Genomic DNA, 26780 nt, shown 5'->3' with positions numbered 1-26780 from the left:
GTATTTAATTAATAAATCTTTACTTGTAAACTAACATTAGCAATAGTCAAAATATCATCGTTTTTCAATGACATCTCGACATCAGGCTGAAGCTGATGATCATTCAACTTTGTACCGTTAGACGAGTTACGGTCTGCTACACACCAGCCCATGCCAGGCTTATAACGCAACTGTGCATGAACGCCCGACACATACTTATGTTGCTTAAGAAGCTGGGCATAAGGACCTTCTCGACGACCAATTATAGCTCCATCCTCTGCTATGATACGTATGTTTAGCGAATCATTAAAAAGAACCATCTGCGGTACACCTGCCACTGGTCGTGACGATATGCCTGCAGCTGGTGCCACATAGGGATGAGCTCCAGCACCACCATTGTTCGATGGTATTGACATCGACATATAGCTAATAGACGTTGACGATGTAAAAAGACCATTGTTCGTAATGCGGCGCTGATATTCATCGGCTGATATCATCAGTCCACCACAGGCCGTACAACGACGTCCCATCCCCACTCTACCACAACGCTCACAGTAAGCCAAAGGCTGTCCGCACTGATCACAGTAGTGGGAATCATCATCTATTTCTTCCTTGCAATTTGGGCAAATAATCATCTTTCTTTAATATCTTCAGGTAAAATTAACTGATATGTTTCCTTTGTAATCTGCTCAGGCGGCATCTGCGACACACGCATAGATAGCTGCTGAATGGTTTCATCTAGCATATTGCGCATTTCGCGCGCATTACCAAAGGTTTCGTCCTTTGACATCACCATGCGACTGATAATATCTAACGCCTTGAACTCTGCTGCTGGCGACAAGATGTACTGATCCTTCTCTGCCATCTTCTTGAAGATTTCCAGCAGCTCGTCATTCGTATAGTCATCGATGTGCAAACGGTGAGTGAAACGACTTGCAAGTCCTGCGTTCAACATCAAGAACTCGTCCATCTTGTTTTTATATCCTGCAGCAATGACCACAAATTTACCACGGTCATCCTCCATGCGCTTCATCAGTGTCTCAACGGCTTCCTTACCATATTGGTCGTTTTGGTCGCTCAGCGTGTAGGCCTCATCGATAAACAAGATACCACCCATCGCCTTGTCACACATGGCATTTACAATCTTAGGAGTTTCTCCCATATACTTTCCCACCAGTGTTGCTCGACTAGCTTCAACTACATGAGAAGTACTTAGGATATCCATAGCTTGGAGGATCTCACCCATCTTACGAGCAATAGAGGTCTTACCGGTACCAGGGTTACCTGTCAACACGAAGTTCATGGCCATCTGCTGCACCTTGCCAGCTCCCATAGCCGCACGCTGCTTCATGAACATGCTCTGCACGGCCAAGCGGCGAATGTTATCCTTAACAGAACGCATGCCGATAAACATATCCAACTCGTTGAGTACCTCGTCGAGCGGACGTGCTGCCTGACTCTGCGTCATTGGTAGATCCGCAATGGTCAACTTGAACATATCTTCCTCTTGGAAGCCAGGTGTGTTCATCTGCTGCACTAGGCGCTGACTTTGTTTCTCCACGGCCTCATTAAACACGCGGCGTGCCTCACGAGCGTTGCCGAAGTTTTTGTCGCGTCGCAAGTATAGCTGTTCGAACATTCGCTGAATAGCACCTTGTGTCTCCTCGTCGATGGTGAATTGCTTCTCTGCAGCCAGATGTCCGAATATCTGTGTCAATTCCTCTGGCTTATAATCATCGAAGTGAATGGTCTGTGTGAATCGACTCTTCAAACCTGGGTTCGAATCAATAAAGTCGTGCATTTGGTCGGTATATCCAGCCACAATACAGATAAATTTGCCACGATCATCCTCCAAACGTTTCAACAAGGTATCAATGGCTTCTGAACCAAAGGTGTCGCCATCTGACGATTTAAGTGTATAAGCCTCATCTATAAACAGCACACCACCAATGGCAGAATCTATCAACTGATTAGTCTTAATGGCCGTCTGACCACTATAACCAGCCACCAGTTTCGAACGGTCAGCTTCTACCAGCTGTCCGCGGGTCAGGATACCCAGCGAGCGGAACACATCAGCCATAATTCTGGCTACTGTGGTCTTACCCGTACCGGGATTACCCGTGAAGACATAGTGCTTTCCTTGGAAAGTATTGCCTTCGCCACGTTTCACCTGCAAATTCAGGTATGATGCCAAGTTGGTAATCTCCTTCTTAACAGCATCAAGACCCACCATACCTTCAAATTTCTTAAGGCACTCGGTGTAGTCAACCTCCTTAGGTGCTTCGTATGGGATATCCTCCTTACAGATGGTTATTAATTCTTCGTTTGACATCGTAATGATATCGCCCGTCTGCAATCGCTTAGCTTGACGTTTACAGATTTGATCGAAGAGTGAACGCATCGTACGACCATTAGCAAAGTCCTTGTCACGCTGTTGGTACATATCGCTGATAACCTTGCGTGTCAGTTCCTCGGCCTCAGGGTTAAATATATACTGTTTGTCCTTGGCAAAAACAGATAATATACTGAACAGTTCCTCGGGGGTATAGTCTTCAATATTGAGGAAGTAGGTGAAACGACTACGCATACCTGGGTTCACACGGAACAGGTTCTCCATCTCGGTGCGATAGCCGGCAGCGATGACCACAAACTTGCCACGGTCGTCCTCCATGCGTTTCATCAGCGTCTCCAGAGCCTGTGCGCCTTGGTTGTCGCGTTCTCCAGACTGACTGACCGGTGCCAACGTATAAGCTTCATCCACAAACAAGATTCCACCCATAGCCTTGTCACAGAGATGGTTGACCACCTTGGGCGTCTCGCCCTGATACTGTGACACCATCTTTGAACGATCCACTTCGACAACATGTCCAGAATCGAGATAGCCAATTGATGCTAGAATCTCGCCCAACTTACGCGCTATGGTTGTCTTACCAGTACCAGGATTACCCGTCAAGACAATATGCATAGACATCTTGTCTTGCAGCCCTAAGCCACGCTCAACACGCTGCATATTGTTTTGAACAGAATAGGCAATCTCTTTGACGGTCTGTTTCACTTCGTCCATACCAATGAACGTATCAAGGTCGTGGAGGATATCATCTAATGACCGCTCTTCGGGCACATAACCCTTAATATCATCGCGCTCGACACAGGCAGCCTGAGCACCTCTACTTATAAACGAAGTAAAGATATCTTCGGCCGTCTTCATGGCTACATGCGCATTACCGAAAGTATCATCCTTAATCTTAATTTGATACTTAAAGAAACGCGTGAGGTGTTTTTCTGCCTCAACCGAGAACACACCGATACCATACTTAACACGCAGCTCCTGACGTGCGATGTCGCAAAGCTCTTGATAGCCTGGCGTTGGAAGTCTGAATGTGTACTTGAAACGGTTCTTTACCGCAGGATTACTCTCCAAAAAGTCATCTAATCCTTTAGGAAGACCTGCCATTACCACAATAGGATCATCATTCCAATGATCCATCTCCACAAAGAGCTTGTCAAGCGGGTTCACCTGATTAGAATACTTATCTGGCAGCAGCTTCTGCACGTTGTCGAAGAATAAGATTCCTCCTTGTGCTTTCTGTATATTCTCGTCCCAATGATCAACGAAACGCTGGAAATCGACAGCATCTACCATTGTTAACTTGGGCGACTGTATAATCTTATGCTGACAGAAGTAGTCACAAATAGTGCTAGCAAGCATGGTCTTACCGGTACCTGTCTCACCAATGATGATTGCATTGACCGAAAGTCGCACACTGGCAATATCCTTACGAGTTCGTAAGAAGGAATAAGTGTCCACAATCGTCTTCAGCTGAGACTTCACCTCGTCAAGGCCAACCAGCTTGTCGAGTGCGTTCTGCACCACGAGCGGCTGTCCGCAGCGCTTACAGAACTTGGCGCTACTTCTATTTTCAGTTTGACAATGTTCGCACTTCATAGTTATTCGTTTCCTTCGCTTTCTGATAATTCATTATTCTCTGTAACCTCCCCTTCTTGTTGTTGTACTTCTTCAGATTCTGACTTTGTTTTAAAGTCGCCTGTACCAACAACATTCTCAAAATTGCTGATATACCCTTTACCAAGGTCCGGATTCTTCATATTCATCAGCGAGGGACTATACAATACAAACTCACCCACCAACAAAAGAATCATGATGGCCCATTGGATATAATGCAACACAGTCTCACCCGATAGTGAGTGTACCTGATCAGCCACATTATCCAACAAACCAAACTTTGAACCTTTATAACGATGGGATCGTGTTTTGAAGGTATAGTAAAGTGGGTCTATCAGCACCGACTTTAAATCTTCATGCTTCAAAACGTCGTTCACAAACTTCGCGTCAGTCTGTTGTGCCTTGCGGAAATCTGTGTAATGACACACCACCATATATCCAGCCGTCAACAGTAACACTGCAACAGTGAAAAGCTGAGGGAATGATGTATATACGAATCTTAATGTATAAATAGGTATAAGCACGGTCAAAGCTCCTACGATGCCCCACAAGGCTGCAATCGTTGAGCCATAACCATTAAAATAGGAACGCGTAGCCACTATAATAGCCGTCATACCGCCTACGGGTAATCCTATCGTAACATAAGGATGAGCCATCACATAGTCTTTGTTCGAGAAACCAACAAACAAAACCATGACAACCCATATAAAACAAACAATATAATAAATGGCCATGAACGTCTTCTCGCGTGATTGAGCACCATTCCATTCACGACGCACTTCTGCTATACGAGCCTTAGTATCTTCACGAGCCTTTGCAAAACGGCGATAATGGAACTGTTGTGGATCGATGCTTCCTATTGCCATCAACCAAGCCTCCAGTTCACGCTCATAGCTATACTCTTCCTGGAAGTCGCGAGTAGGATCTTCGTGGAAGAACACCGACAGCCACTGAGACAAGGCTCCATTACGTATCTCGGTGCGCATCTGTGGTACTTGGTTCGCATCCAACTGTTTTCCATCGGACAACAGAGTTCCATTTGGTAGCAGATAGGTTGGAATAACTCCTAACGAACGGCAGAAGCGGTACAGCGCAGTGCGAAGGTCGTAAGCACCTAAACGTTCACGGTTTTCTTCCGAGTTCATGTCAAAACAACGCTTAGCCTCGTTGAGCAGGTCATACCATCCATGAATCTCTGCAAAGAAATAGAATCGTCCATCTTCTGTATTAGAAAAAGCTGACATTTGGTTAGCTAGTTCATCTGCAGATACATGTTCCAATTGTTTCAACTGATTGGCCAGTATATCACCTACAGCTTGTGGCGTCTGAGCCTCACGCAGGTCATAGGCTGCAGTACGATCAGCGCTGTATAGTACCTTATAGGCCAAATCCATTGAGAATTCTTTACCCGCTGTCATTTTCATGACATTGTCACACTTAACCATGTCCTCATGAACATAAAGCCATGAAAGCAATCGACCGTCGCAAAGCGAGTGCCACTCGTCTTCAGTTGGTTCGGCATTGCCAAAGTATTGAACAATATCTTGTATATTAAGTGTTGACCGATGGGTCAGGAATGGAATATCAGGATCAATCTCCAGAACGAGTCGCATCAACGAAATGCGCGGCTCACAATCCTCATTGAAATAAGAGCGCAAGCGGTCCACATGACATTTCGTACGCGACTCCAACCAAATGAACACTGGATCATTTGCATTCTTCAAAATCAAAGAATACTCCTCACGATGAGATAACAGCGACAAAGCCACGCTATGCACATCCTCACATGCAACACCCTTTATATCGCGGTAAGGCTGTGATGAGTCCATGGTAAAAGCCGAAGCATAAAGTCCAGCACGCTGATCAGTGGGATAACGCTGAGTCACTATCTCATTGACTACTGCCGACAACTTGGTATTTCCGCATGCCTCGAGCCATTGCACGATACGCCCATTATAGAGATAGTTTTTACCAAGTTGTTCGTTCTCCAGCAACATTGGCACCAACTCATGTACATTCTCAGCCACCAAGTTGCGGTCAGGATCAACGATAAAGCTCTTATAGCGCAAGAAAGGAGAAGAGATGTCCACTGCTACATCCTCGCCTAGGAACCATCGCTCCACCTCATCGTATCCCCAGCGTGTCATCTTGTTGACAGACGTTAGACCTTGAATCAACTTCTTGACCTGATCAGGTAGCTCGTCCATACGCGGCAGACGTCCTTCATTCTTCTGGCGCATCATCAGTCGCTCATTAGAACTCATAGGGTTCTCACCGAGCCAAGCAGCAAAGAGTGTCATACCCAACGAATAGAAATCGGCAGCAGGAGTAATCTCCACTTCACCGTCTATCACGTCTGTATACATCTCTGGTGCAGCGTAAATTGGCGTACGTGCCTGGGTTGTGCGAAACGTATTGCTGCCGTTGGTCTGCAATGAAGAGATACCAAAGTCACCCAACACAAGTTCCTGCTGAGACTCATCACGGAAAAAGAAGTTAGTGGGCTTAATATCTTTGTGCAGTATATTATTCTTATGACAATAGGCCAAAGCACCTGCAGCCTGCAATACGAGACGACGGAAACGATTAAAATTACCCTCTATACGAAGGTCTTTCAGTGTGCCGCCACGCAGATACTCCATCAACTCATAATTTCGGTTTTTACCTTCAACATAGGTCTTACCATAGTCAAAGAGCCGAACAATCATCTCAAAATGAAATGAGCGAATGGTCTGCAGCAATTTCTTATCAACATCAAAATTTGGATAATAGACCTTCAGCACAAACTCTTTGCCGTCTTTCTCAACCAGAAACACCTGAGCCTCACCTGAGTTATCGCTCAAGCACTTCACCTCGCGATAGCCCTCGCCTTTCAACATGAACACATGTCCAGCAAGCGACTCTTCGGATTCCTGAGGTGCAAACGACATGTCCGAGCGTCTCGTACTTTCGTAGTCTGGCTCGTCATTACTCTGAGCTGCCGCCATCATGGATGACGGCGCTTTTAAGGTTCTATCTCCAGCATAGTCGGCATCATTGCTCGCACTTGCTGTATTATCGATCATTCGGGTTGTTTTATCCCACTGATTGTCTGTCATCATTTGTCGTCTTTGATTTCCTGCTTAGAATTGTGTCCCAATACAATCCACTTACCGCCCATCTGAGGCTTTGCGCATCCACAAGGACTTGAGTGCATGGCATTCTTATAATTGCAGCGCCATGCCAAACGTACACCCGAGGGTTTCTGCGCCATAGCGAAATTGCGCACTTTAGCAGGTGATTGCTGGGGAGGGATCGACATTTGGTCAAGCATCTCGGCAATCTGTTCAAGCTTACGACGCTTCATCGCAGTCAGCTCCTCTTTACTCATGCGCTGATTTTTAGGCTCGGGTATAACTGGATTTTGGATACCATCGTCTTGCGCCAGCAAGCGCAATATTCTATCACGCAATTCCTGGCACTCCTTATCACGCAAAGCGTCACGCTCAGTGTTATATGGCAACCTCATTTCCAATTCGCTATATTCACGAGCCAACGACATTAACTCTTTATATTCTGGGATATCTTTTAATTGGGCGACAAGTTGACGAGCCTCTTCCGTAAGTGGCATTCCACACTGTTTGCAAAATGCGAAATCGTTCATCGTATGGCAAGTAGGACATACGATACCGCCTCTTGGCGAACCGCACTCAGGACAATAGCCCTCAAACTCAGAAAGGTGTGCGCCACAGAAGGAACACACATCGGTACGTATATAGTGATGACACGCCTCACAATAGTCTGCTTCGGGATCAATCTGTGCGCCACAGTTTGGACAGATATCCATGCGCATCAGTGCTCCGCACGAAGCGCAATACATAGCATCGGGCTCGTTTATGGTTCCACATTTTGGACAAGGAACACCCTGAATGGTATTCTGCTGCATTTGCATACCACCAGACGTTTCCCAACTCATAGATTGTTCACGCATGGGTCTTTCACCACCTTGCGTCTGATCGTTTGTAATCATGGTTTTTGTATCTTAGTTAAAATCTTCTGCAAAGATACGTAGTATATTTTATATTACCAAAAATAAAGTCCTTAAACTTTCAAAAAAATTCAAAGTTTAAGGACTTTACTTAATTTAAGTTTCTAATTACCACAGTTGCAAACGCTGCTCCTTTGGAATAAACATAGCGTCACCAGGCTTCACGCCAAAGACCTCGTACCATGCATCAATGTGTTTCAAAGCACCATTCACGCGCCATCTACCCAGTGAATGAGGGTCATTCTTTGTACGGTTTCTGATCTCAGCCTCAGTGATATTACCAGCCCATACACCTGCATAAGCTATAAAGAATCGCTGGTCTGGTGTAAGACCATCAATCACAGGAAGTGGATTATTCTTGGTTGCATTCTTAAATGCTGCATAAGCAACTTGCAAACCACCATGATCAGCTAAGTTCTCGCCCAATGTAAACTGGCCATTGGCATTCAGGTCGGGCAGCACCTTGATTGAAGAAAAGAAATTAGCATACTGATTGGCACGCTCCTTAAAGAGATCACCATCTTTCTCGGCCCACCAGTCGTTCATATTACCGTCTTTATCATATTGGCGACCCTGATCGTCAAATCCGTGAGTCATCTCATGACCAATCACCACACCAATGGCGCCATAGTTAAAGGCATCATCAGCTTCAGGATCGAAGAAGCAACCCTGCAAGATACCTGCTGGGAAACAAATCTCATTGGTAGTGGGATTATAATAGGCATTAACTGTCTGCGGGAACATATGCCAGTCATCGCGATCAACTGGTTTACCTGCAGAATGCTCTATCTGGTAGCTATTCCAGAACTTACGGCAAGCCAAGATATTATCGAAATAAGACTTAGCAGGATCGATAGTCAGTTGACTCATATCAATCCACTTATCGGGATAACCGACTTTAACATAGAACGTGTTCAGCTTCAGCATTGCGTTCACCTTGGTAGCATCACTCATCCAATCCTGTGCTGCAATACGCTCACCAAGGGCAATCTGCAGATTCTTAATCAGACGAACCATACGCTCTTTAGACGAAGCGGGGAAGTACTTCTCGACATAAATACGACCCAGTGCCTGTCCCATCTGACTCTGCAACTGCTGGGTTGCACGACGCCATAAAGGATGATCTTCCTTTCGACCAGACATCACCTTTCCGAAGAACTCAAAGCTCTCCTGCTGTGTTTTGTCGTCCAGATAGTTTGATGCAGCAAGGATATACCCCCACTCCATATAGTCACGATATTCAGCAGCCTTTATTGTTCCCAACAGGGCATTAACACCGGCAAAGAATTCAGGCTGACCTACCACCAGTTCCTGACAATACTTAGAATCAAGTCCACTGGCATTTACCACTTTTTCTAATTTAAGATTTGGATAATTCTCATTGAACGTTTTTAATGACATTTTATGATAGTTCAACTGAGGATTACGCAAATCCGTCTTTGAACGTGACACCTTGGCTAGTGCAGTCTCAATTCGAATCACGTTGTTCATCTTCTTTCTGGCAGTAGACTTACTAAAGCCAAAAAGTTGGAACATTCTGGTTATATGATTCTTATAAGCCTCTCTAATTTTAACTGTCTCAGCATCATTCTCCAGGTAATAGCTCTTATCACCAAGTGAGATGCCACCCTGTGAAAGCTGCAGAATATTCTGAGCCGCATTCTTTTCGTCAGCGCCTATGTAAGCATTGAAAAATTCTGAATCACCATAAGGTGCCATAGAGAGTTGAACCTGAAAGAGTTGAGCCACGGTTTTTGCCTTCTCGAGTTGTTCAATAAGAGCCATGGCAGGTGTCACACCCTCCTTATTGCGACGCTCAGCATCCATTGCCAACTTGTACAGATCACTTAGCTTCTGCTCGATTGAGCCCTTCTTATAATTACCCTTTAACAACTCATCCAGAATACCATTCACACGTTTGTTATTCTCTTCACCGATCATGTCAAAAGAACCAAATCGTGAATAGGCGGCAGGCAGCGGATTCTTAGTCATCCAACCACCGCATGCATACTGATAGAAATCGTCTACAGGTTTCACACTCTTATCCATATTCCCGGGATCAATACCAGAGCTTAGAGAGCCCTGTGCGCTACATGTCATTGACATTAGCGTCAATGTCATCATAGTAAATAAACTTTTAAATTCCATGTTTTTTAAAAATATAAATAATAACTCTTTATGATTGATTAGCTTGTAATTGTTCTAGTTCTTCAGAGAGTCTTTCCCAGCGCTCCACCTCTTCGTCCAATCCTTTCTTAATATCGGTATATTCCGTAACTAGAGTCATATCGGCGGCGTTCTTGGGATCACACAAAAGAGTATCTAATTCCTTTAGGCGCTGCTCAAACTTACTGATTTTCTTTTCGCTATCTTCCACGGCACGTTCGGCTTTCTTTAATTGTTTTTGCAGTTCCTTATGTGCTGCATACGAAACGGACTTTACCGTTGTCGATGGAATCTCGGTGGTCTTCGCTGTTTCCTTAGTTTTCTTTCCTTTTTCAAAATAAGCGTCTATTGTGTCGCCCTTTGCCTCTGTCTGAAGATCCTTTGATCGCAAGAAATCATAAATACCGCCCAAGTGTTCACGCACCTTACCACCGCCAAACTCATAGACCTTATCCACTAAGCCATCTAGGAACTCTCTATCGTGACTAACCACAATAGCCGTACCATCAAATGCCTTGATTGCTTCTTTCAAAACATCTTTTGAGGCCATATCCAAGTGGTTGGTAGGCTCATCAAGAATAAGCAGATTGACAGGTTCAAGTAAGAGGCGAATCATAGCTAGTCGACTACGCTCACCACCACTCAACACCTTTACGCGCTTATCACTAGCCTCACCACCAAACATGAAGGCGCCCAGTATATCGTTAATCTTGAGACGAACTTCACCCTTAGCCACATAATCAATGGTCTGGAACACCGTCAACGATTCATCCAGTAACTGTGCTTGGTTCTGAGCAAAATAACCGATTTGCACATTATGCCCCACCTTCAAGTTTCCTTCAAAGGGAATCTCGCCCATGATACATTTCACAAGCGTTGATTTACCTTCTCCGTTCTTACCTACAAAAGCCACCTTTTCCCCACGTTTTATTGTGAGATTAACATGGTCAAAGACCACGTGGTCATATGCTTTCTTTACGTCCTCACAAATGACGGGATAGTCACCACTGCGTAGGCAGGGGGGGAACTTCAAGTGTAAGGCCGAATTATCGACCTCATCTATCTCAATAGGGACTATTTTTTCTAGCTGTTTCACCTTCTGCTGCACCTGTACAGCTTTAGTTGCCTGGTAACGGAAACGCTCAATGAAGGCTTTCATTTCACTGATTTCCTTCTGTTGGTTTTCGTAGGCACGCATCTGCTGTTCACGACGTTCCTTGCGCAGCGTGACGTACTCGTTATACTTTACACGATAATCTACTACTTTACCACAAGAAATCTCTAGCGTACGGTTTGTTACATTGTTAATAAAGGCACGGTCGTGACTAACCAGCACAACTGCACTCGACGACTGAGTGAGGAATTGTTCCAGCCACTGGATAGAATTAATATCCAGATGGTTAGTTGGCTCATCAAGCAACAACACATCAGGACGTCGAAGCAGTATCTTGGCCAATTCTATACGCATTCGCCAACCACCCGAGAACTCACGCGTAGGACGATCTAAATCCGAACGCTCAAAGCCAAGTCCCATCAGCGTTCGTTCTATCTCAGCCTCGTATCCCTCGGCCCCCAACATTTGATAGCGCTCATGTTCACTGGAAAATTTCTCAACGAGCGCCATGTATTCTTCGCTCTCATAATCAGTGCGTTCGTTGAGTTGTTTTTCCATACGTTCTATACGAGCTGCTATTTTCTGAATGTCGGCAAAGGCTTTCTGAGCCTCTTCCCTAACAGTCGTATTATCCTGAAGCACCATGACCTGAGGCAGATATCCAATGGTAGTATCTGTAGGTACACTAACCTGTCCTGCCGTGGGATGTTCCAGCCCACACAGCATTTTCAACATGGTCGATTTACCTGCGCCATTCTTACCCACCAAGGCAATGCGGTCGCGATCGTTGACCACAAAACTTACATCTGAAAACAATGGCTTGACGCCAAATTCTACTTTTAAATTCTCAACAGAAATCATTTTATTCCACTATTTCCCAGTGCAACACAGCCCCATTCTTGCGAGCTGGATCTGCACCTTTATAATCCATACTATAAGGACTACCTGTAGTAGGACTCTTGCCTATATACTGATGATTGCGCACAGAAAACAGCATAAAGTCGCCATTCAGGTAATCTTGCCAAAGGAACATTTCTGCATCATCTGCATAATGCGTGAAGCGCACATCACCAGGTAGGCCCTCGCCATAGACCTTGACATATCGGCCATCCACGCACTGCAACAACACCTGACCTTGCCCCTTATCAACAAGGCGAAACCGCGTGTTTAGACTCTTGTCGCTCACACGGGTATCATAGAGAACGCCGTGAGGTGTGCAAATGGCAGGAAGCCCCGTAGACTTGTTGATAATACGAAACGTCTTACCAAAAGGAATATTCTCACTACGGTCAGCACAAGGCTCCTCTACAGTAAAGTTATCAAACTCTGCATAGCCACCATTCTTCCCATCTTTATTGAAAGCAAAGAGGGCATGACGTGATCCCTGAAAAGAGATGAGCTGATAGCTGAGGGGCATCACACGACCAAGGGTCTGGAAATGAAGTCCATCCACACTATAAGCATACTGTGCCCTATCATCGTCATACTCACCATTGCAACGCAACCATATTTTTTCCTGAGGCAATGAAACAACTTTATCTACAGTATCGTTGGTCAACTGCTCAAAACAGCGCAGAATCATTTTTCCATTCTCCTTCACCACGCCAATCCACGAGCAAGGCACATTGATATTTCCAAGACCACAAACATCTCCTTCTTTCATTCCCTTTACAAACAGTTCTACGGTAGTCACGGACTTAGGCCCAATGACGCGCTGTGTCAGCGTATTGCGCGCCCACATCAGTTGTTCTGCGGGCATCGACTGTAAGCGCAGACGGCCGTTCTTCAACTGCCATTTACTATCGTCTGGATTGTGGTTCCACTGCCACACACGTCCTAATGTCTTGCCATTAAAATTCTCGTTTCTATCATAGGGAGCGCAAACCTTCGTGGACACCTCGGAGCGAGTACCAGGCTTGAACCACGTGCGAGGTGCACGTCCTAAGTTACCCTCCAAGCCTACCATTGGCCACCCATCCTTCCATGTCATAGGCATCAGGCAAACGGTGCGACCTATCGAGTGAAAGTCTTGCATAAACAGTGCCCACCACGAGCCATCTGCAGCCTGTACGATGCCACCCTGATGAGCATTGGAACAGGCAGTAGCATTTTGATCCACAGGTCCCAACTTAAACTTTGTACCATCATGACCTATACGATATTTCTCACCACCTGGTACTTGCGTGAGCGAGGCAGCATGATAACCATAGGTCTCATCGGCCGTAATGACACGTGTCTCATAGGGGCCCCAAATACTCTTTGAACGCGAGCAAAGGGTGCGTCCATTGGGTTTGTAGTCGGTAGAGATGAGATAATACATTCCATCAATCTTATACATATGATGCCCTTCACCCACGCCATTACCTTCAGGAATAATAACGCGCTCGGTTCCCTCTACAGGCCCACTCATATCGGGTTTCAATTCTGTACATTTCACCATTCCATATCCATGGATAGCATAAACCTTTCCATCATCATCGAACAGTACACCAAGGTCGTAGATGTTGCCTTTCATATTATGATGCGTCCATGGGCCACGTATATCCTTAGCCGTGTAGCATTGCAAGCCCTTGCCATTAACGTTTGAGAAAACATAAAACTGACCATTGGCATAGCGGATACAAGGAGCCCAAATACCCTGACCATAAATCTCTTTATGGTTTTTTAATGAGAATGCATCATCGTCAAAATCAAAGCGATCGAAACAGTACGATATATTTTCCCAGTTCACCAAATCCTTTGAGTGCAGGATGACAAGTCCAGGCACTGCGTGCATTGTTGTACCGGCTAAATAGTAATCATCACCAACACGCAAAATATCTGGGTCGCTGAACTCATCGTAGAACAGCGGATTTGTAAATGTTCCATTCCCATTATCAGCCGTCCACGACTGGGCATGAACAGACATCGTCATCACAGCCCCTAGCAAGAGGCAAATAGTAGTTTTCTTCATTGTCTTAGTCGATTAATTATTTGTAAATAGTAACTGAGCCGCCATCACTGTCGGCATAACGTTTAAGTAGTTCTTGTATATAGCGGGCATTATCAGCCACGCGCTGTTCGTTGCCATCGTAGCCATTGATAAGCACCAGCAGATGAGTAGTTTCAATGGTCATCTTCGTTCGTTCATGGTCACTGGTTGGTGTGCCGAATCCCCCTACCTCATCGCGATAGACAGGCAGACCAGCAATACTCAAAACTCCACGACCAATACCTTCATAGGGTTCACCATCACGCCCTACCCCCAGCGTTATCGTCTGACCAACCAGTTTGTCAGCATCGAAGCCGCCAATGCTATAGCCAAACTTTATGCTGGCCAAGTTTACCAAGTCAACCAAGGTATCAATTTGATAAAGGTCTTTACCTTGCAGCAGACGGCGCATCAGCTGTTCACTAGCAGGACGATAGCGGGAGGGATCTTTTCCGCAGGCCTTATAGACTCGTCGGGTAGCAGCAATTCCAGGCAATTCTTTCAAAAGTTCATTTGACAGAGTCTGAGTTACCTCAGCCTGCAAGACTTTTATTTCATCCCACAGGGCTTCACAATATGCTGTATTCTTCACCTGTGCCTCAACTGCTGCTCCTACGAACTCTGGGCATACAGATGCTATCTCTTTGGATACAATGATCTTCATTTTAGCAATTCAAGGAACTCATCCTCGTTTAATATCTTGATACCAAGTTTCTGCGCCTTTTCCAACTTCGATGGGCCCATATTCTCACCTGCCAGAATGAACGAGGTCTTTCCGCTGATGCTGCCTACGTTCTTTCCGCCATTCTGCTCAATGATGAGTTTATACTCGTCGCGCGAATGATGAGCAAACACGCCACTTATCACCACGCTCTGCCCTGCGAGTTTATCGCTGGTTTGAGCCGTTTGGCTAGCTTGCAATTCCATCTGTAACCCATACGAACGCAGGCGGCTGACAATCTCCTGATTCTTTTCATCATGGAAGAAACCGATGATGCTCTTTGCCATCACCTCGCCGATACCTTCCACTTCTTGAAGTTCGTCTAAACCAGCAGCCATCAGTGCATCCATCGACTTGAAATGACGGGCTAACAGACGAGCAGAAGTCTCGCCAACAAAACGAATGCCCAGCGCAAAGACGACACGTTCGAAGGGCACCTCTTTAGATTTCAAGATTCCATTCACGATGCGCTGTGCTGACTTCGTTCTACTGCCATCGCCATTGATTTGTTGCACATCTATCAAATAGAGATCAGCCACGTTTTTCACCAATCCTCGACGATAGTATTCATCAATGGTCTCAGGACCTAAAGAATCTATGTTCATGGCTTTACGTGCTATGAAGTGCTCAATACGACCTTTAATCTGCGGCGGGCAACCAGTATCATTCGGGCAATACCATGCAGCCTCTCCCTCATAGCGCACTAGCGGTGTGCCACATTCAGGACAGCGTTTAACAAACTGAACTGGCATGGCGATGATTGGGCGCTGTTCTACATCGACTCCCACAATCTTGGGGATTATTTCGCCACCCTTCTCTACATAGACAGCATCGCCAATATGAAGGTCAAAGCTCTTGATAAAATCCTCATTATTCAGCGTTGCTCGTTTCACTGTTGTACCTGCCAGTTGCACAGGCTCCATATTAGCAACAGGCGTCACAGCACCAGTACGTCCCACCTGATAGGTTACTTCCAGCAAACGAGTACAAGCTCGTTCTGCCTTGAACTTATATGCGATGGCCCATCGAGGGCTCTTGGCTGTATAGCCCAACGAACGCTGTTGACGCAGAGAGTTCACCTTCAGCACAATGCCATCGGTAGCCACAGGCAGATTCTTGCGCTCAGTGTCCCAATAGTTAATGAAGTCTAGAATTTCTTCTACCGTCTTCACCTTACGCATACCCTCTGATATCTTAAATCCCCAGGAACGAGCCGTCTGTAGATTTTCGAAATGTCCTTCATCTGGCAAATTTTCGCCCAGGAGATAGTAAAGATATGCATCTAAGCCACGCTTAGCCACCACCCTCGAATCTAGGCTCTTCAGTGTTCCACTTGCAGCATTACGTGGATTTGCGAACAAAGGTTCCTCAGCAGCTTCACGTTCGCGATTCAATCGTTCAAATGAAGACCATGGCATTAGAATCTCGCCACGAATTTCAAACTCACGGGGATAGCCACTGCCAGGCAATATCAGCGGAATACAGGAAATCGTTCTCACGTTTTGCGTCACATCGTCGCCCTGCACACCATCACCACGCGTGACAGCTTGCGTCAGTCGCCCATCTACATAAGTCAACGAGATGCTCAATCCGTCGTACTTCATTTCGCAGCAAACCTCAAAATCCTCGCCTCCAAGTCCCTTGCGAACACTCTCATACCACTCACGAACATCTTGTTCACTATAGGTATTTGCCAGCGATAACATAGGATATTTGTGCGCCACCTGATGGAATTCTGACTGCAGGTCGCTGCCAACACGCTGAGTGGGCGAATTAGCATCGAAGAGTTCTGGGTGTTTAGCCTCCAACTCCTGCAACTCGTGCATCATGAAATCAAATTCCTGATCACTGATTTCCGGCTGGTTCAGTACATAATATTTATAATTGTGTTCATGCAACTGCTGCCGCAATTCCATGATACGCTGTGTATCGTCCATTGCTTTCCCGTTTAGTATTTGGTTGCAAAGGTACTAAAAAAGGAGAGCAGAACAAAATAAAATCATCTATTTTTGGCAGTTGCAACTACAAAAACAGTTACTTTAAGACCACAAAACAGCCACTATTAGATCATAAAACTGCCACTATTAATTCACAAAACAAGTACTTTAAGATGGCAAAACAGCAGTACCTCTTCAGAATGAAGACATATTTGCACATTCTAATTTGCATGATTCGAAAATATATATTACCTTTGCATTAAAATATGAGCAAAACAGGACTTGTACTGGAAGGTGGAGCCATGAGAGGACTCTTCACTGCAGGCATCATCGATGTGATGATGCGCCACGAAGTATGGCCCGATGGTTTGATTGGCGTATCAGCAGGTGCTGCATTCGGTTGCAACATGAAGTCGCGACAGATAGGACGTGCCATCCGCTACAATATGCGTTTTGCCAAGGACAAGCGTTACAGCGGAATTGGCTCATGGCTAAAGACTGGCAACTACTTCAACGCTGAGTTTGACTACCACACGGTGCCCACTCGCTATGACATCTTCGACGACAAGTCTTTCAACGAGAACCCCATGGAATTCTATGCTGTATGCACAGATGTAGAATCAGGATTTCCCGTTTACAAGCGTCTAGACGAGGTAACTGATAATACTTACGACTGGATACGGGCATCAGCATCTATGCCACTAGCATCAAAGGTTGTTGAATTAGAAGGTATTAAATTATTGGATGGTGGTGTGAGCGATTCCATACCATTGGAATATTTTGAAAAGTTGGGCTACCGACGCAACGTTGTAGTGCTAACCCAACCCGATGGGTTCGTAAAGCAACCTAACCCACTGATGCCCATCATGCGCATTGCACTTAGAAAATATCCGAACATGATTAAAGCTATGGAGCTGCGCCACGAAATGTACAATGGGCAATTGGCCTACGTTCGTCAGGCTGAGGCCGCAGGCAGATGCTTGGTGATTCGTCCGGAAGTCAAGATTCCCATCGGTCACATATCACACGACCCACATGAAATGAAAGAGGTTTATGATATGGGCACACGCATTGGAGAACAATATATTGAAAGAATAAAGGCATTTTATCAAAAGGAATAAACATGAGAATAGATATCATCTCCGTACTACCAGAGATGCTAGAAGGTTTTGTCCACGAGTCAATTTTGGCACGTGCAGAGAAGAAAGGACTAGCAGAGATCAAGCTACACAATCTTAGAGATTACACATTAGACAAGTGGCGCCGTGTTGACGACTATCCCTATGGTGGCAGTGCAGGCATGGTGATGCAGTGTGAACCTATAGACCGATGCATCACTGCACTGAAAGCCGAGCGCGACTACGACGAGGTTATCTTCACTTCACCCGACGGTGAACGTTTTGACCAGCATATGGCCAACGAGCTGTCATTGAAAGGAAACTTGATTATCCTTGCCGGTCATTACAAAGGTATCGATCAGCGTGTACGCGACCATCTGATAACAAAGGAAATATCTATTGGTGATTTTGTGTTGACAGGAGGCGAACTAGTGGCTGCGATGATTGCCGATGCTATTGTACGCGTAGTACCTGGTGTGATTGGTGATGAGCAGAGCGCCCTATCCGACTGTTTTCAGGATGACCTGTTAGCAGCCCCTATCTATACGCGTCCTGCCGATTATAAAGGTTGGAAAGTGCCCGAAATACTGCTGAGCGGTAACGAAGCAAAAATAAGAAACTGGGAATTGGAACAGGCTATGGAACGCACCCGTCGTTTACGCCCTGACCTACTTGAGGAGAAATAATAGTTACCTCCCCCATAAGTTCAAGCGTACTAAGAATAATAGAGTCTATATAAAAAAAGCGTATCCTCAGGATTTCTTGAGAATACGCTTTTTATCAATTAGAAATTATATGAGAATCCTAGTGAAGAATACTCTTTGAACTGCCAGTAGCCTAACTTCTCATCGCGCTCACGATTGTCATCGAAGCGTGGGAAGAGGAATAGGTTGGCTGAAATGTATTTAGACACACGCAATGCAAAGGTATTTTCCCATTCAAGTTCCTCGCGGTGGAAACTAGAGAAGCTGTACAGACGTGTCTTCCATGTCACCACATCATTGATTCGCCATTCTATAGATGCAGTGAGCTGCGAACCGAAGTCAGTCAACGAATGAGTATGACGGTCTAGCTTCACACCGAAATTGCCAGCCAGGTCAGCACGATCCACATAACGGTAGTTGATGGCAAGTGGCGACATATTGACAGTGCCAGTAATACGTCCTTTCAACCAATTTACCTTGTAATCCAAACCAAGACCGACACTGAGGTTGAACGGCGACATAAAGTCTGAGTAGGTTTTCTTATCATTGGCACGATAACCCTGAGTAAACTGAGTATATGCCAGCAACTGCATGGTATAGTACCAACGTTTAGCAGCTTGAAGACCCACCTTTCCTGTATAACGAATCAGGTCCTCGTGAGCTTTGAACTTATGCAAGCTATCGCTTCGTGAAGTCTGCATACCAAGTTTGAGTTCCAATTTGTTCTCCCACTTGAATTTCTGCTTATTATCATAGTTAGCCTCCAACGTCAGACTACCCACAGCCGAATAGTTACTTTCGCCACCCTTATACCAGTTGCCGCTGACATAGTTCTGCATAAACTGAAGATAGCTATCTCCACGGAATTTCCAGAAATTAGGTTTGCTCACATCTACCTGTACAGTTTCAACCTCAGGAGCAGATGGCATGGGCTCTGCCTGTTCTACAACAGTGGCTGTCTGAACAATCTCCTTATCAATAATGTCTTGTCGTAGAGTTCCTGCATGTTGCTGTTCGGTCTCAGTGATTCTCACCAGATCAGGACGTTTTAAATAGACATTCATCAGCGCTTGATTGATGGCTTGACTCACCTCATCAGAGTCTTTAGAAGCAATAGAAAGCTGACTGCCAGAAACGCCATGAAAGAATGTTAGAGGAGTGAAAAGCCTGTAGTACTTGCCATTGGGTTTAGCGGCATGGACATTCAGCGAACAAAGCGCCAATGCAATTATCAAGAGATTTTTCATAGGTTGCTGAGATAATTTTTATAATGTTTCTTAATCTGGCGAATGGCATGATCGCGAATCTGTCTGACGCGTTCACGCTTAATATTCATATCTTCCGCAATCTCGGCCATGGTGAGGTGATCCTGTGTGATACCGAAATAGGCATCCACCACCATCCGCGAGCGATCGTCTAGTTTGTCGAGTGCATACTCCACAGCATCCGCCGTGTTAGCATTATACACGCGTTCATCAGCAAGAGGTGAGTTAGGATTCACAAGTACAGACAGCAGACTAACATTAGCCTTAGAGCCAAGAGGAGCATCTACCGAACGGCGCATGCCTTTACCATTACTCTCAACTTTTGTCAGTTCTTCTTCGTGCTTCAAGGATTTTTCTATCTGCTGACGAATAAAGACTACTGCATAATTGACAAAGGGCACACCCCTTTCTGGGTCAAACTTCTGGGCGGCTTTGATCAACCCGATGTTTCCTTCACTGATAAGATCATCAATATCAAGACCACGACCTTGATACTGACGAGCTGTGGTGACTACAAATCCCTGGTTTTGTTCAACCAACTTATTGATATCATTCGTCTTTCCCATATACCTTCTAAAATTAGTTTTTATTCGTCTTTATAAGCATCTACTCCAATGGTCTCCTGGCTGCCGATGGTTAGCTGGCGCAGTTCATAATAAGAACCGTTATAGATATTCAAATCCACTTTTCCTTTGATGCCAGGCAGTTGTCCCATATCTGTATGCTGCCAGAACTTCCATGGCCCCTTGTAGCTGACACTATCCACATAGTAGTGAGCTATCCAATAGGGATATTGGTCGAAGATACTGTCGTTTAGATAGTCCTGTTTGAAACGATAGTATGTATAAAGAATTGGCTTGACACCATAGTGTTTCTCTACGATGCGCAACCAATTGAGCACGTCGTGCTTAAATTGCTGTTTACTTCTGTTTTGAGGCTTATGTTCCACGTCAAGTACAGGGGGCAAATCGCCCTTTTTCAAATTCACATTTTTGATAAAGAAGCGGGCTTGAGCAGCAGCATCAGAGTGCATGCTGTAGAAATGATAGGCACCCCTCGTAAAGCCATATTCATGTGCCTTCAGAAAATTGCGTTTAAACTTAGGATCCAAACGGTCGGTTCCCTCGGTGGCCTTAATCATGACAAATCGAATGGGACACTCGTCAATCGTTCCGCGATTGCGCAGCAGTTCCCAATCTATCGTGCCTTGATAATGACTGACATCGATGCCGTGAATATTATAGCCAGCAGGATAGTCAATCTCACCATAGATAGCCTTCCAACGGATGCCGTAGGGCGACACGAAGAAATACCAGAATCCCCAGATATAGAGACCCATCATAGCAACACCTCCGAGCACCCACGTCCATCCCGGTAAACGATGACGCAGCAAGGCAAAGAAACCTTGACGTCTCTTCGTCTTGCTGCGTTTGTGATTATACTTTGATCTCTTTTTTGCAGGCATTTACTTGCTCTGCTCCAAAGCCAGAGTACGTGTAGGCTGGTCGCAAACCTCAGTGGGACCCCAGTACTGAATTGGACCAGGATAGATATAAGCAGTTTCACGAGCCCACTTTTCGCGGCTAGCTGCGAATGTCTTGAAGGGCTTGCCATCAAGTTCCACAAGAGCCTTGCGAATAACAGGTTTCATCTCACCGTTACGACGCTCCATGTTCATCATCATGGTGATGGGCACACCACCGGCTTTCCACTCAGCAGCAGGTGCTGTAGTGTTCTTAACGATAGCCATATAGCCAGTCTTGCCAGCTGCAATCAGCTGAGCTGCACTGGTACCCAGAGCATAGCAATAGTCAGCATCGAAGTTAGATGGAGCAGCGCAACGTCCCTCATATCCGAAGAAGTGGTGCTGAGCAGAGAACTTGCCAACATACTTACCCTCAGCCTTCATGGCGTCGAGCTTCTTAGCAACCATCTCAGAGAGCAGTTTCTCTGTCTCGATGAGAGAAACCTGTACGTTTCCGTGAGGGTCACGGTCGAGAGCCAACTGACGGGCTACGCCCTCGGGAAGGCTGTTGAACACTGCGAGGTTCTCGGCAGTAAGGTGACTCTTAGCGAAGTCAACCTGCTCGTCGCGGCTGATATCCTTTGCTTCGGGCAATGCCAAAACATCGTTAAGCTGAGCAATCAGCTTCTTGATGGCAGGGATAAACTCAATCAGACCCTCAGGAATGATCACGGTACCGAAGTTATTGCCGTCCTTAGCACGAGCAGCAACGGTCTCTGCGATATAGCTTACTACATCGTCGAGGCTCATCTGCTTAGCCTCAACCTCCTCAGAAACGAGGCAGATGTTAGGCTGAGTCTGCAGGGCGCACTCCAATGCGATGTGAGAAGCCGAACGACCCATCACCTTGATGAAGTGCCAGTATTTACGTGCAGAGTTACAGTCGCGCTCAATGTTACCAATGAGCTCAGAGTATGTCTTACATGCAGTATCAAAACCGAATGAAGTCTCAATCTGATCGTTCTTCAGGTCACCATCGATAGTCTTAGGACAGCCGATTACCTGTACGCCATAGTTCTTGGCTGCATAGTACTCTGCCAATACACAAGCGTTGGTATTAGAGTCATCACCACCGATAATAACAATGGCCTTGATTCCCAACTCGCGAATGATCTCAAGACCCTTCTCGAATTGATCTACCTTCTCAAGCTTGGTACGACCAGAACCGATCATATCAAAACCACCAGTATTGCGATACTCATCAATGATGTCTGCAGTAAGTTCCATGTAGTTGTGGTCAACAAGACCGCCAGGACCCAGGATAAAACCGAACAGGCGGTTCTCTGGATTCAACTTCTTAACAGCATCAAAGAGACCGGTAATCACGTTGTGACCACCAGGAGCCTGACCACCGCTGAGGATGATACCAACGTTCATTTTCTCGTGAGCAGTCTCCTGTCCAGGAACGAACTCTACGAGAGGCATGCCATAGGTATTGGGGAAGAGAGCCTTAATCTCTTCCTGATTGTCAACACTCTGAGTGGGAGCACCTTCCTGCACCTTTACTGCACCCTGAAGTCCCAGAGGCAGTTTGGGCTGGTAAGCAGCTCTTGCAATCTGCAATGCACTTTTTTCCATAATCTTTTTCTTACTTATATTTTAATGAATAAAATGTTCTATTGAAATTCGACTGCAAAGGTAATCAATTTCAGTGAGAAAACTATCATGCGCGTGCATTTTTTTGTATTCTTTTTCAAACGAAGAGAAGACCTATCTGATATGCCAGCATAGAAACGACCCAAGCTAGTATCGTCGTGTATAGAGCCATAAAACCAGCCCATCTCCATGACCCTGTTTCATGCTTCACTGCTACGACGGTGGCAATACAGGGGAAATAGATAAGCACAAAGAGCAGATAGCTATAAGCTGCAAGGGAAGAAACCGCATCCAGTCCGCCCAAAATTCCGATGGTCGATGCCACAATTTCCTTGGCACCAACACCGGCCAACAGCGACACATCCATCTGCCAGTTGAACCCTTGAAGATAGAATACTGGAGCAATAAAACGACCTAATGCACCAATAAAACTGCTAGACATATCAGCAGCCACGCCATTAGGACCAAAATAGCCTAATGCCCATACAATGATAGAAGCCACCAAGATGATACCACCCATTTTCTTGAGGTATTCTTTTCCTTTCTCCCACGTATGACGTCCAATAGCCTTGGCTGTAGGCCAACGGTATGGAGGCAGTTCCATCACGAACGGGGTGTCCTCACCTTTGACGAGGAAGCGTGAAAACAACTTGCTCATCACTACGGCGATAATGATGCCAATGGCATAGAGACTAAGCATAATCCACGACTGATACTCCACAGCAAAGAAAGTTCCTATTATCATAATATAAATAGGCAAACGCGCCGAGCACGACATAAGCGGAATAATCATCATCGTAATGATGCGCGAACGACGACTCTCAATGGTGCGGGTTGCCATGACAGCCGGCACATTGCAACCGAAGCCCATAATGAGGGGAATGAACGATTTGCCGTGTAGTCCCATGACATGCATCAGACGGTCCATAATAAAAGCAGCACGAGCCATATAGCCAGAATCTTCCATCAACGAGATGAAGAAATAGAGAATCAATATCTGTGGCAGGAAGACGATAACGGCTCCCACACCCCCTATTACGCCATCAACCAGCATTGACCGCAACGGGCCTTCACTCATGGTCTGCCCCACCCAATCGCTGGCCCACTCTACCATCTGATCAATCCAATCCATGGGATACTGGCCCAGCACAAAGGTGGTTTGGAACATCACAAAAAGGATGAAGAAGAAAATGGGCAATCCCAAAAAGCGGTTGGACATCACACGGTCTATGAGGTGCGTTGTACGATAGGTGTCTTCTTTCTCGCCAGTACGAAACTTTGACTCAGTAAGTGCGCCATTGATGAAGCCATACTTCGCATCCATAATAGCCGTTTCCGCGTCGGTTCCTGTTTCTTCTTTAATACGTGTATCGGCCTTATCACGTGCAGCCAGCAACAAGCGGCGCTGTGTCTTTTTGCTCTCACCTTCCAAGTGATTGCCAACATACTGCAGCACATCACTGTCGTGTTCCAGTAATTTAATGGCCAGGTAGCGTGTAGAATAGCGCTGACGGATATGCTCGTCGGCCTTCAGATAGGCCTGAATATCGCTAATACCGTTTTCCAATTCATGACCATAGTTGATATGAATATGACGCGAAGGTCCCAAGTTACCTTCGTACACTTGGATGACAGCCTTAAAAAGTTCCTTGACCCCCATGCCACTCTTAAAGGAAGTTGGAATCATGGGGACTCCAAAGAGATGAGAGAGTGTGTCGATATCCAGACTATCGCCACGACGTTCGAATTCGTCGTACATATTGAGCGCTCCCACCATAGGTACATTCATATCCACCAATTGAGTGGTGAGGTAGAGATTACGCTCTAGATTTGACGCATCAATAACGTTGATAACGACATCAGGCATGGCCTCTGCCAAGTGTTTTCTGACGTACAATTCTTCGGGTGAATAGCATGAGAGCGAATAAGTACCAGGCAGGTCGGTAAGTTCAAACTCGTAGCCGTACATCTCGGTCTTAGCTATGGTTGCATCTACTGTAACGCCACTATAGTTACCCACATGGGCATGGGCTCCGCTGGCATAGTTAAACAGAGAGGTCTTGCCACAGTTGGGATTACCCACTAGCGCCACATTCAAATGACGGCGTTTTCGGAGCGCCTCGTGATGGACATCACGTCGTTCCTCACTGACGCTTTCCTGACTTTCGCTAACAGAACTGGCAACGGCAGCTGGCAATTGGTCTTGAACCACTTCTATCTGTTCGGCTTCATGGCGGCGCAGGCTTACCTCGTAGCCCATCACTTTATACTTCACGGGATCTTGCAAAGGTGCATTTAGAAGAACCTCGACGGTTTTCCCCTTTACAAAACCCATTTCTATAATACGCTTACGGAAGCCACCGTGTCCCAATACCTTTACAATAACACCCTTTTCGCCTGTATTCAGTTCTGATAATCTCATAGTTCTATTCTCTTTCGGTTTGCAAAGTTACAAATATTTTCCAAAAGATGAATATAGAAATATAAGTTTCAACACGAGATACCTAAAAATGAGTAATCATGAAAATGGTGGCATATCAAAAGAAATAAGAAAAAAAAAGCTCCCACGGACTTTGATAATCCAAAATCAGGGGAGCTCTTTATATGAAACGATTCACGCGTTATACTTCAGTTAAGATTCTAACAATGCGCTCAGCCGTACGTCCATCCCAACGATCGGGCAATGCACTCTTCTTCCAATTGCCAGCTATCATCTTGCTGACCTCCTCTTGCAAACGATCAGCATCTTCGCCCACCAATACGTTAGAACCCACGGTAACTGTTTCCTGGTGTTCGGTATAACTATTCAGCGTGATACATGGCACACCATTGAAGGTAGCTTCCTCCGAGACATTACCACTATCGGTGATAATACCGCGGGCATGGGCTGTAAGCCAGCCAAACTCCAAATAGCTCAGCGAATCGATAATTTGAATACAGTTAGACACCGAGGCCACAACCTTGGCTGCCTGACCGCGCAGAGGTGCTATGATAGGCATATCGCCAGCCGACTGCACGAGCGCATCAAGCATTTTCTTCAGATTATCCTGATCAGCCATCAAGGCCTTGCGGTTCAGCGTAAACACCAGATAAGCACCCTCTTGAACATTGAGAGCCGGACGACGCAGACGGTCGTGGTTGAAACGGAGCGAGTCCATCAGTATATTACCAACCATATAGGTTTGGCCTATATCCCCCTGTTCACGAGTTGCTACACTGTTGCTCTTCACGCCTGCTGTGAAAAGATAGTCGCTCAATGCGTCAATCACCAGACGATTAATCTCTTTAGGCATGTTGATGTCAAACGAACGGGTGCCTGCCACTAGATGAGCCAAGCGCACGCCTCGCTTTTTGGTAACAATGGCAGCAGCCATCGTAGAGGCCAAATCATCGACCACAATAACCACATCGGGATGATGCTGATCCAGATACTGATCGAACTCGGCCATGACACGACTTGTTATCTCGTTCAGTTTGACACTGTCCACATTCAGATAGATTGTGGGACGTGGCATCTGCAAATCCTCAAAAAGCGTGGGTTCAAGTGTGGGATCATCCTCACAACCAGTGTAGATCAGCTGATAGCTTGCTGCCCCACTCTTTTCTATGGCACGAATGAGTGGTGCCACCTTAACAAAATTTGGACGTGCACCAGCTACGATGCAGATTTGTTTCTTCATAACTATTCAAGGT

The 26780-nt window shown here is 45.8% G+C and carries 17 protein-coding genes; 2 read left to right on the top strand and 15 right to left on the bottom strand.

Features of this window, described 5'->3' with window-relative positions:
* Positions 1-8: 8 nt before the first annotated feature.
* The 9 genes from T433_RS0113625 to ligA all read right to left on the bottom strand — a co-directional run bounded on the left by T433_RS0113625 (position 9) and on the right by ligA (position 16879).
* Entirely contained in the window at positions 9-614 is a 606-nt protein-coding gene (locus tag T433_RS0113625) for a double zinc ribbon and FHA domain-containing protein (RefSeq protein WP_081778512.1), read from the bottom strand.
* On the bottom strand, positions 611-3925 hold the full coding sequence (locus T433_RS0113620) for an AAA family ATPase (protein ID WP_044110033.1): 3315 nt from the start codon (positions 3923-3925) through the stop codon (positions 611-613). The genes T433_RS0113625 and T433_RS0113620 overlap by 4 nt, the downstream gene beginning before the upstream one ends.
* A gap of 2 nt (positions 3926-3927) precedes the next feature.
* Positions 3928-7044 (bottom strand): protein kinase domain-containing protein, encoded by a 3117-nt coding sequence (locus T433_RS0113615; protein WP_081778511.1) that lies wholly within the window; start codon positions 7042-7044, stop codon positions 3928-3930.
* Positions 7041-7952, bottom strand: a complete 912-nt coding sequence (locus T433_RS0113610) for a double zinc ribbon domain-containing protein (RefSeq protein ID WP_027456167.1) — start codon at positions 7950-7952, stop codon at positions 7041-7043. Before T433_RS0113610 ends, T433_RS0113615 begins: the two co-directional genes overlap by 4 nt.
* Before the next feature lie 126 nt (positions 7953-8078).
* On the bottom strand, positions 8079-10118 hold the full coding sequence (locus T433_RS0113605) for a M13 family metallopeptidase (RefSeq protein WP_027456166.1): 2040 nt from the start codon (positions 10116-10118) through the stop codon (positions 8079-8081).
* Positions 10119-10146: 28 nt separating this feature from the next.
* Complete coding sequence (gene abc-f, locus T433_RS0113600) at positions 10147-12111, bottom strand: ribosomal protection-like ABC-F family protein (protein WP_027456165.1); 1965 nt, start codon at positions 12109-12111, stop codon at positions 10147-10149.
* 1 nt (position 12112) lies between these two features.
* A complete protein-coding gene (locus T433_RS0113595; RefSeq protein WP_027456164.1) occupies positions 12113-14203 on the bottom strand; it encodes a glycoside hydrolase family 43 protein in 2091 nt (696 codons plus the stop codon).
* 16 nt (positions 14204-14219) lie between these two features.
* On the bottom strand, positions 14220-14885 hold the full coding sequence (locus T433_RS0113590; RefSeq protein WP_027456163.1) for a B3/B4 domain-containing protein: 666 nt from the start codon (positions 14883-14885) through the stop codon (positions 14220-14222).
* Complete coding sequence (ligA, locus tag T433_RS15600) at positions 14882-16879, bottom strand: NAD-dependent DNA ligase LigA (protein WP_044110030.1); 1998 nt, start codon at positions 16877-16879, stop codon at positions 14882-14884. Before ligA ends, T433_RS0113590 begins: the two co-directional genes overlap by 4 nt.
* Before the next feature lie 266 nt (positions 16880-17145).
* Between ligA and T433_RS0113575 the strand changes: the two genes are divergently transcribed.
* Positions 17146-18000 (top strand): patatin-like phospholipase family protein, encoded by an 855-nt coding sequence (locus tag T433_RS0113575; RefSeq protein WP_027456162.1) that lies wholly within the window; start codon positions 17146-17148, stop codon positions 17998-18000.
* A gap of 2 nt (positions 18001-18002) precedes the next feature.
* On the top strand, positions 18003-18683 hold the full coding sequence (gene trmD, locus T433_RS0113570) for a tRNA (guanosine(37)-N1)-methyltransferase TrmD (RefSeq protein ID WP_027449770.1): 681 nt from the start codon (positions 18003-18005) through the stop codon (positions 18681-18683).
* 98 nt (positions 18684-18781) lie between these two features.
* Here the strand turns inward: trmD and T433_RS0113565 are convergent, their stop codons facing one another.
* From T433_RS0113565 to T433_RS0113540, 6 genes are all read right to left on the bottom strand, one after another.
* Entirely contained in the window at positions 18782-19948 is a 1167-nt protein-coding gene (locus T433_RS0113565; protein ID WP_027449769.1) for a DUF3078 domain-containing protein, read from the bottom strand.
* Positions 19945-20532 (bottom strand): sigma-70 family RNA polymerase sigma factor, encoded by a 588-nt coding sequence (locus T433_RS15595; RefSeq protein WP_044110027.1) that lies wholly within the window; start codon positions 20530-20532, stop codon positions 19945-19947. Before T433_RS15595 ends, T433_RS0113565 begins: the two co-directional genes overlap by 4 nt.
* A 20-nt stretch (positions 20533-20552) precedes the next feature.
* Positions 20553-21431 carry a glycoside hydrolase family 25 protein gene (locus tag T433_RS15590; RefSeq protein ID WP_044110024.1) on the bottom strand — a complete coding sequence of 293 codons (879 nt, stop codon included), beginning with the start codon at positions 21429-21431 and terminating at the stop codon, positions 20553-20555.
* A complete protein-coding gene (locus T433_RS0113550) occupies positions 21432-23069 on the bottom strand; it encodes a diphosphate--fructose-6-phosphate 1-phosphotransferase (protein WP_027456161.1) in 1638 nt (545 codons plus the stop codon).
* 115 nt (positions 23070-23184) lie between these two features.
* A complete protein-coding gene (gene feoB / locus T433_RS0113545) occupies positions 23185-25509 on the bottom strand; it encodes a ferrous iron transport protein B (RefSeq protein WP_027456160.1) in 2325 nt (774 codons plus the stop codon).
* A 199-nt stretch (positions 25510-25708) separates the two neighbouring features.
* On the bottom strand, positions 25709-26767 hold the full coding sequence (locus tag T433_RS0113540) for a UDP-N-acetyl glucosamine 2-epimerase (RefSeq protein WP_027449766.1): 1059 nt from the start codon (positions 26765-26767) through the stop codon (positions 25709-25711).
* Positions 26768-26780: the final 13 nt, after the last annotated feature.

The sequence above is a fragment of the Xylanibacter brevis ATCC 19188 genome (genome assembly GCF_000621725.1).
Taxonomy (GTDB): Bacteria; Bacteroidota; Bacteroidia; order Bacteroidales; family Bacteroidaceae; genus Prevotella; species Prevotella brevis.
The sequence above is the reverse complement of the archived record's forward strand: the minus strand, read 5'-3'. Positions and strand labels throughout refer to the sequence as shown.

Excerpts from the sequence above, each read along its gene's own strand:
- T433_RS0113625 (WP_081778512.1), bottom strand. The coding sequence starts at position 614 with ATGATTATTTGCCCAAATTGCAAGGAAGAAATAGATGATGATTCCCAC.
- T433_RS0113620 (WP_044110033.1), bottom strand. The coding sequence starts at position 3,925 with ATGAAGTGCGAACATTGTCAAACTGAAAATAGAAGTAGCGCCAAGTTC.
- T433_RS0113615 (WP_081778511.1), bottom strand. The coding sequence starts at position 7,044 with ATGATGACAGACAATCAGTGGGATAAAACAACCCGAATGATCGATAAT.
- T433_RS0113610 (WP_027456167.1), bottom strand. The coding sequence starts at position 7,952 with ATGATTACAAACGATCAGACGCAAGGTGGTGAAAGACCCATGCGTGAA.
- T433_RS0113605 (WP_027456166.1), bottom strand. The coding sequence starts at position 10,118 with ATGGAATTTAAAAGTTTATTTACTATGATGACATTGACGCTAATGTCA.
- abc-f (WP_027456165.1), bottom strand. The coding sequence starts at position 12,111 with ATGATTTCTGTTGAGAATTTAAAAGTAGAATTTGGCGTCAAGCCATTG.
- T433_RS0113595 (WP_027456164.1), bottom strand. The coding sequence starts at position 14,203 with ATGAAGAAAACTACTATTTGCCTCTTGCTAGGGGCTGTGATGACGATG.
- T433_RS0113590 (WP_027456163.1), bottom strand. The coding sequence starts at position 14,885 with ATGAAGATCATTGTATCCAAAGAGATAGCATCTGTATGCCCAGAGTTC.
- ligA (WP_044110030.1), bottom strand. The coding sequence starts at position 16,879 with ATGGACGATACACAGCGTATCATGGAATTGCGGCAGCAGTTGCATGAA.
- T433_RS0113575 (WP_027456162.1), top strand. The coding sequence starts at position 17,146 with ATGAGCAAAACAGGACTTGTACTGGAAGGTGGAGCCATGAGAGGACTC.
- trmD (WP_027449770.1), top strand. The coding sequence starts at position 18,003 with ATGAGAATAGATATCATCTCCGTACTACCAGAGATGCTAGAAGGTTTT.
- T433_RS0113565 (WP_027449769.1), bottom strand. The coding sequence starts at position 19,948 with ATGAAAAATCTCTTGATAATTGCATTGGCGCTTTGTTCGCTGAATGTC.
- T433_RS15595 (WP_044110027.1), bottom strand. The coding sequence starts at position 20,532 with ATGGGAAAGACGAATGATATCAATAAGTTGGTTGAACAAAACCAGGGA.
- T433_RS15590 (WP_044110024.1), bottom strand. The coding sequence starts at position 21,431 with ATGCCTGCAAAAAAGAGATCAAAGTATAATCACAAACGCAGCAAGACG.
- T433_RS0113550 (WP_027456161.1), bottom strand. The coding sequence starts at position 23,069 with ATGGAAAAAAGTGCATTGCAGATTGCAAGAGCTGCTTACCAGCCCAAA.
- feoB (WP_027456160.1), bottom strand. The coding sequence starts at position 25,509 with ATGAGATTATCAGAACTGAATACAGGCGAAAAGGGTGTTATTGTAAAG.
- T433_RS0113540 (WP_027449766.1), bottom strand. The coding sequence starts at position 26,767 with ATGAAGAAACAAATCTGCATCGTAGCTGGTGCACGTCCAAATTTTGTT.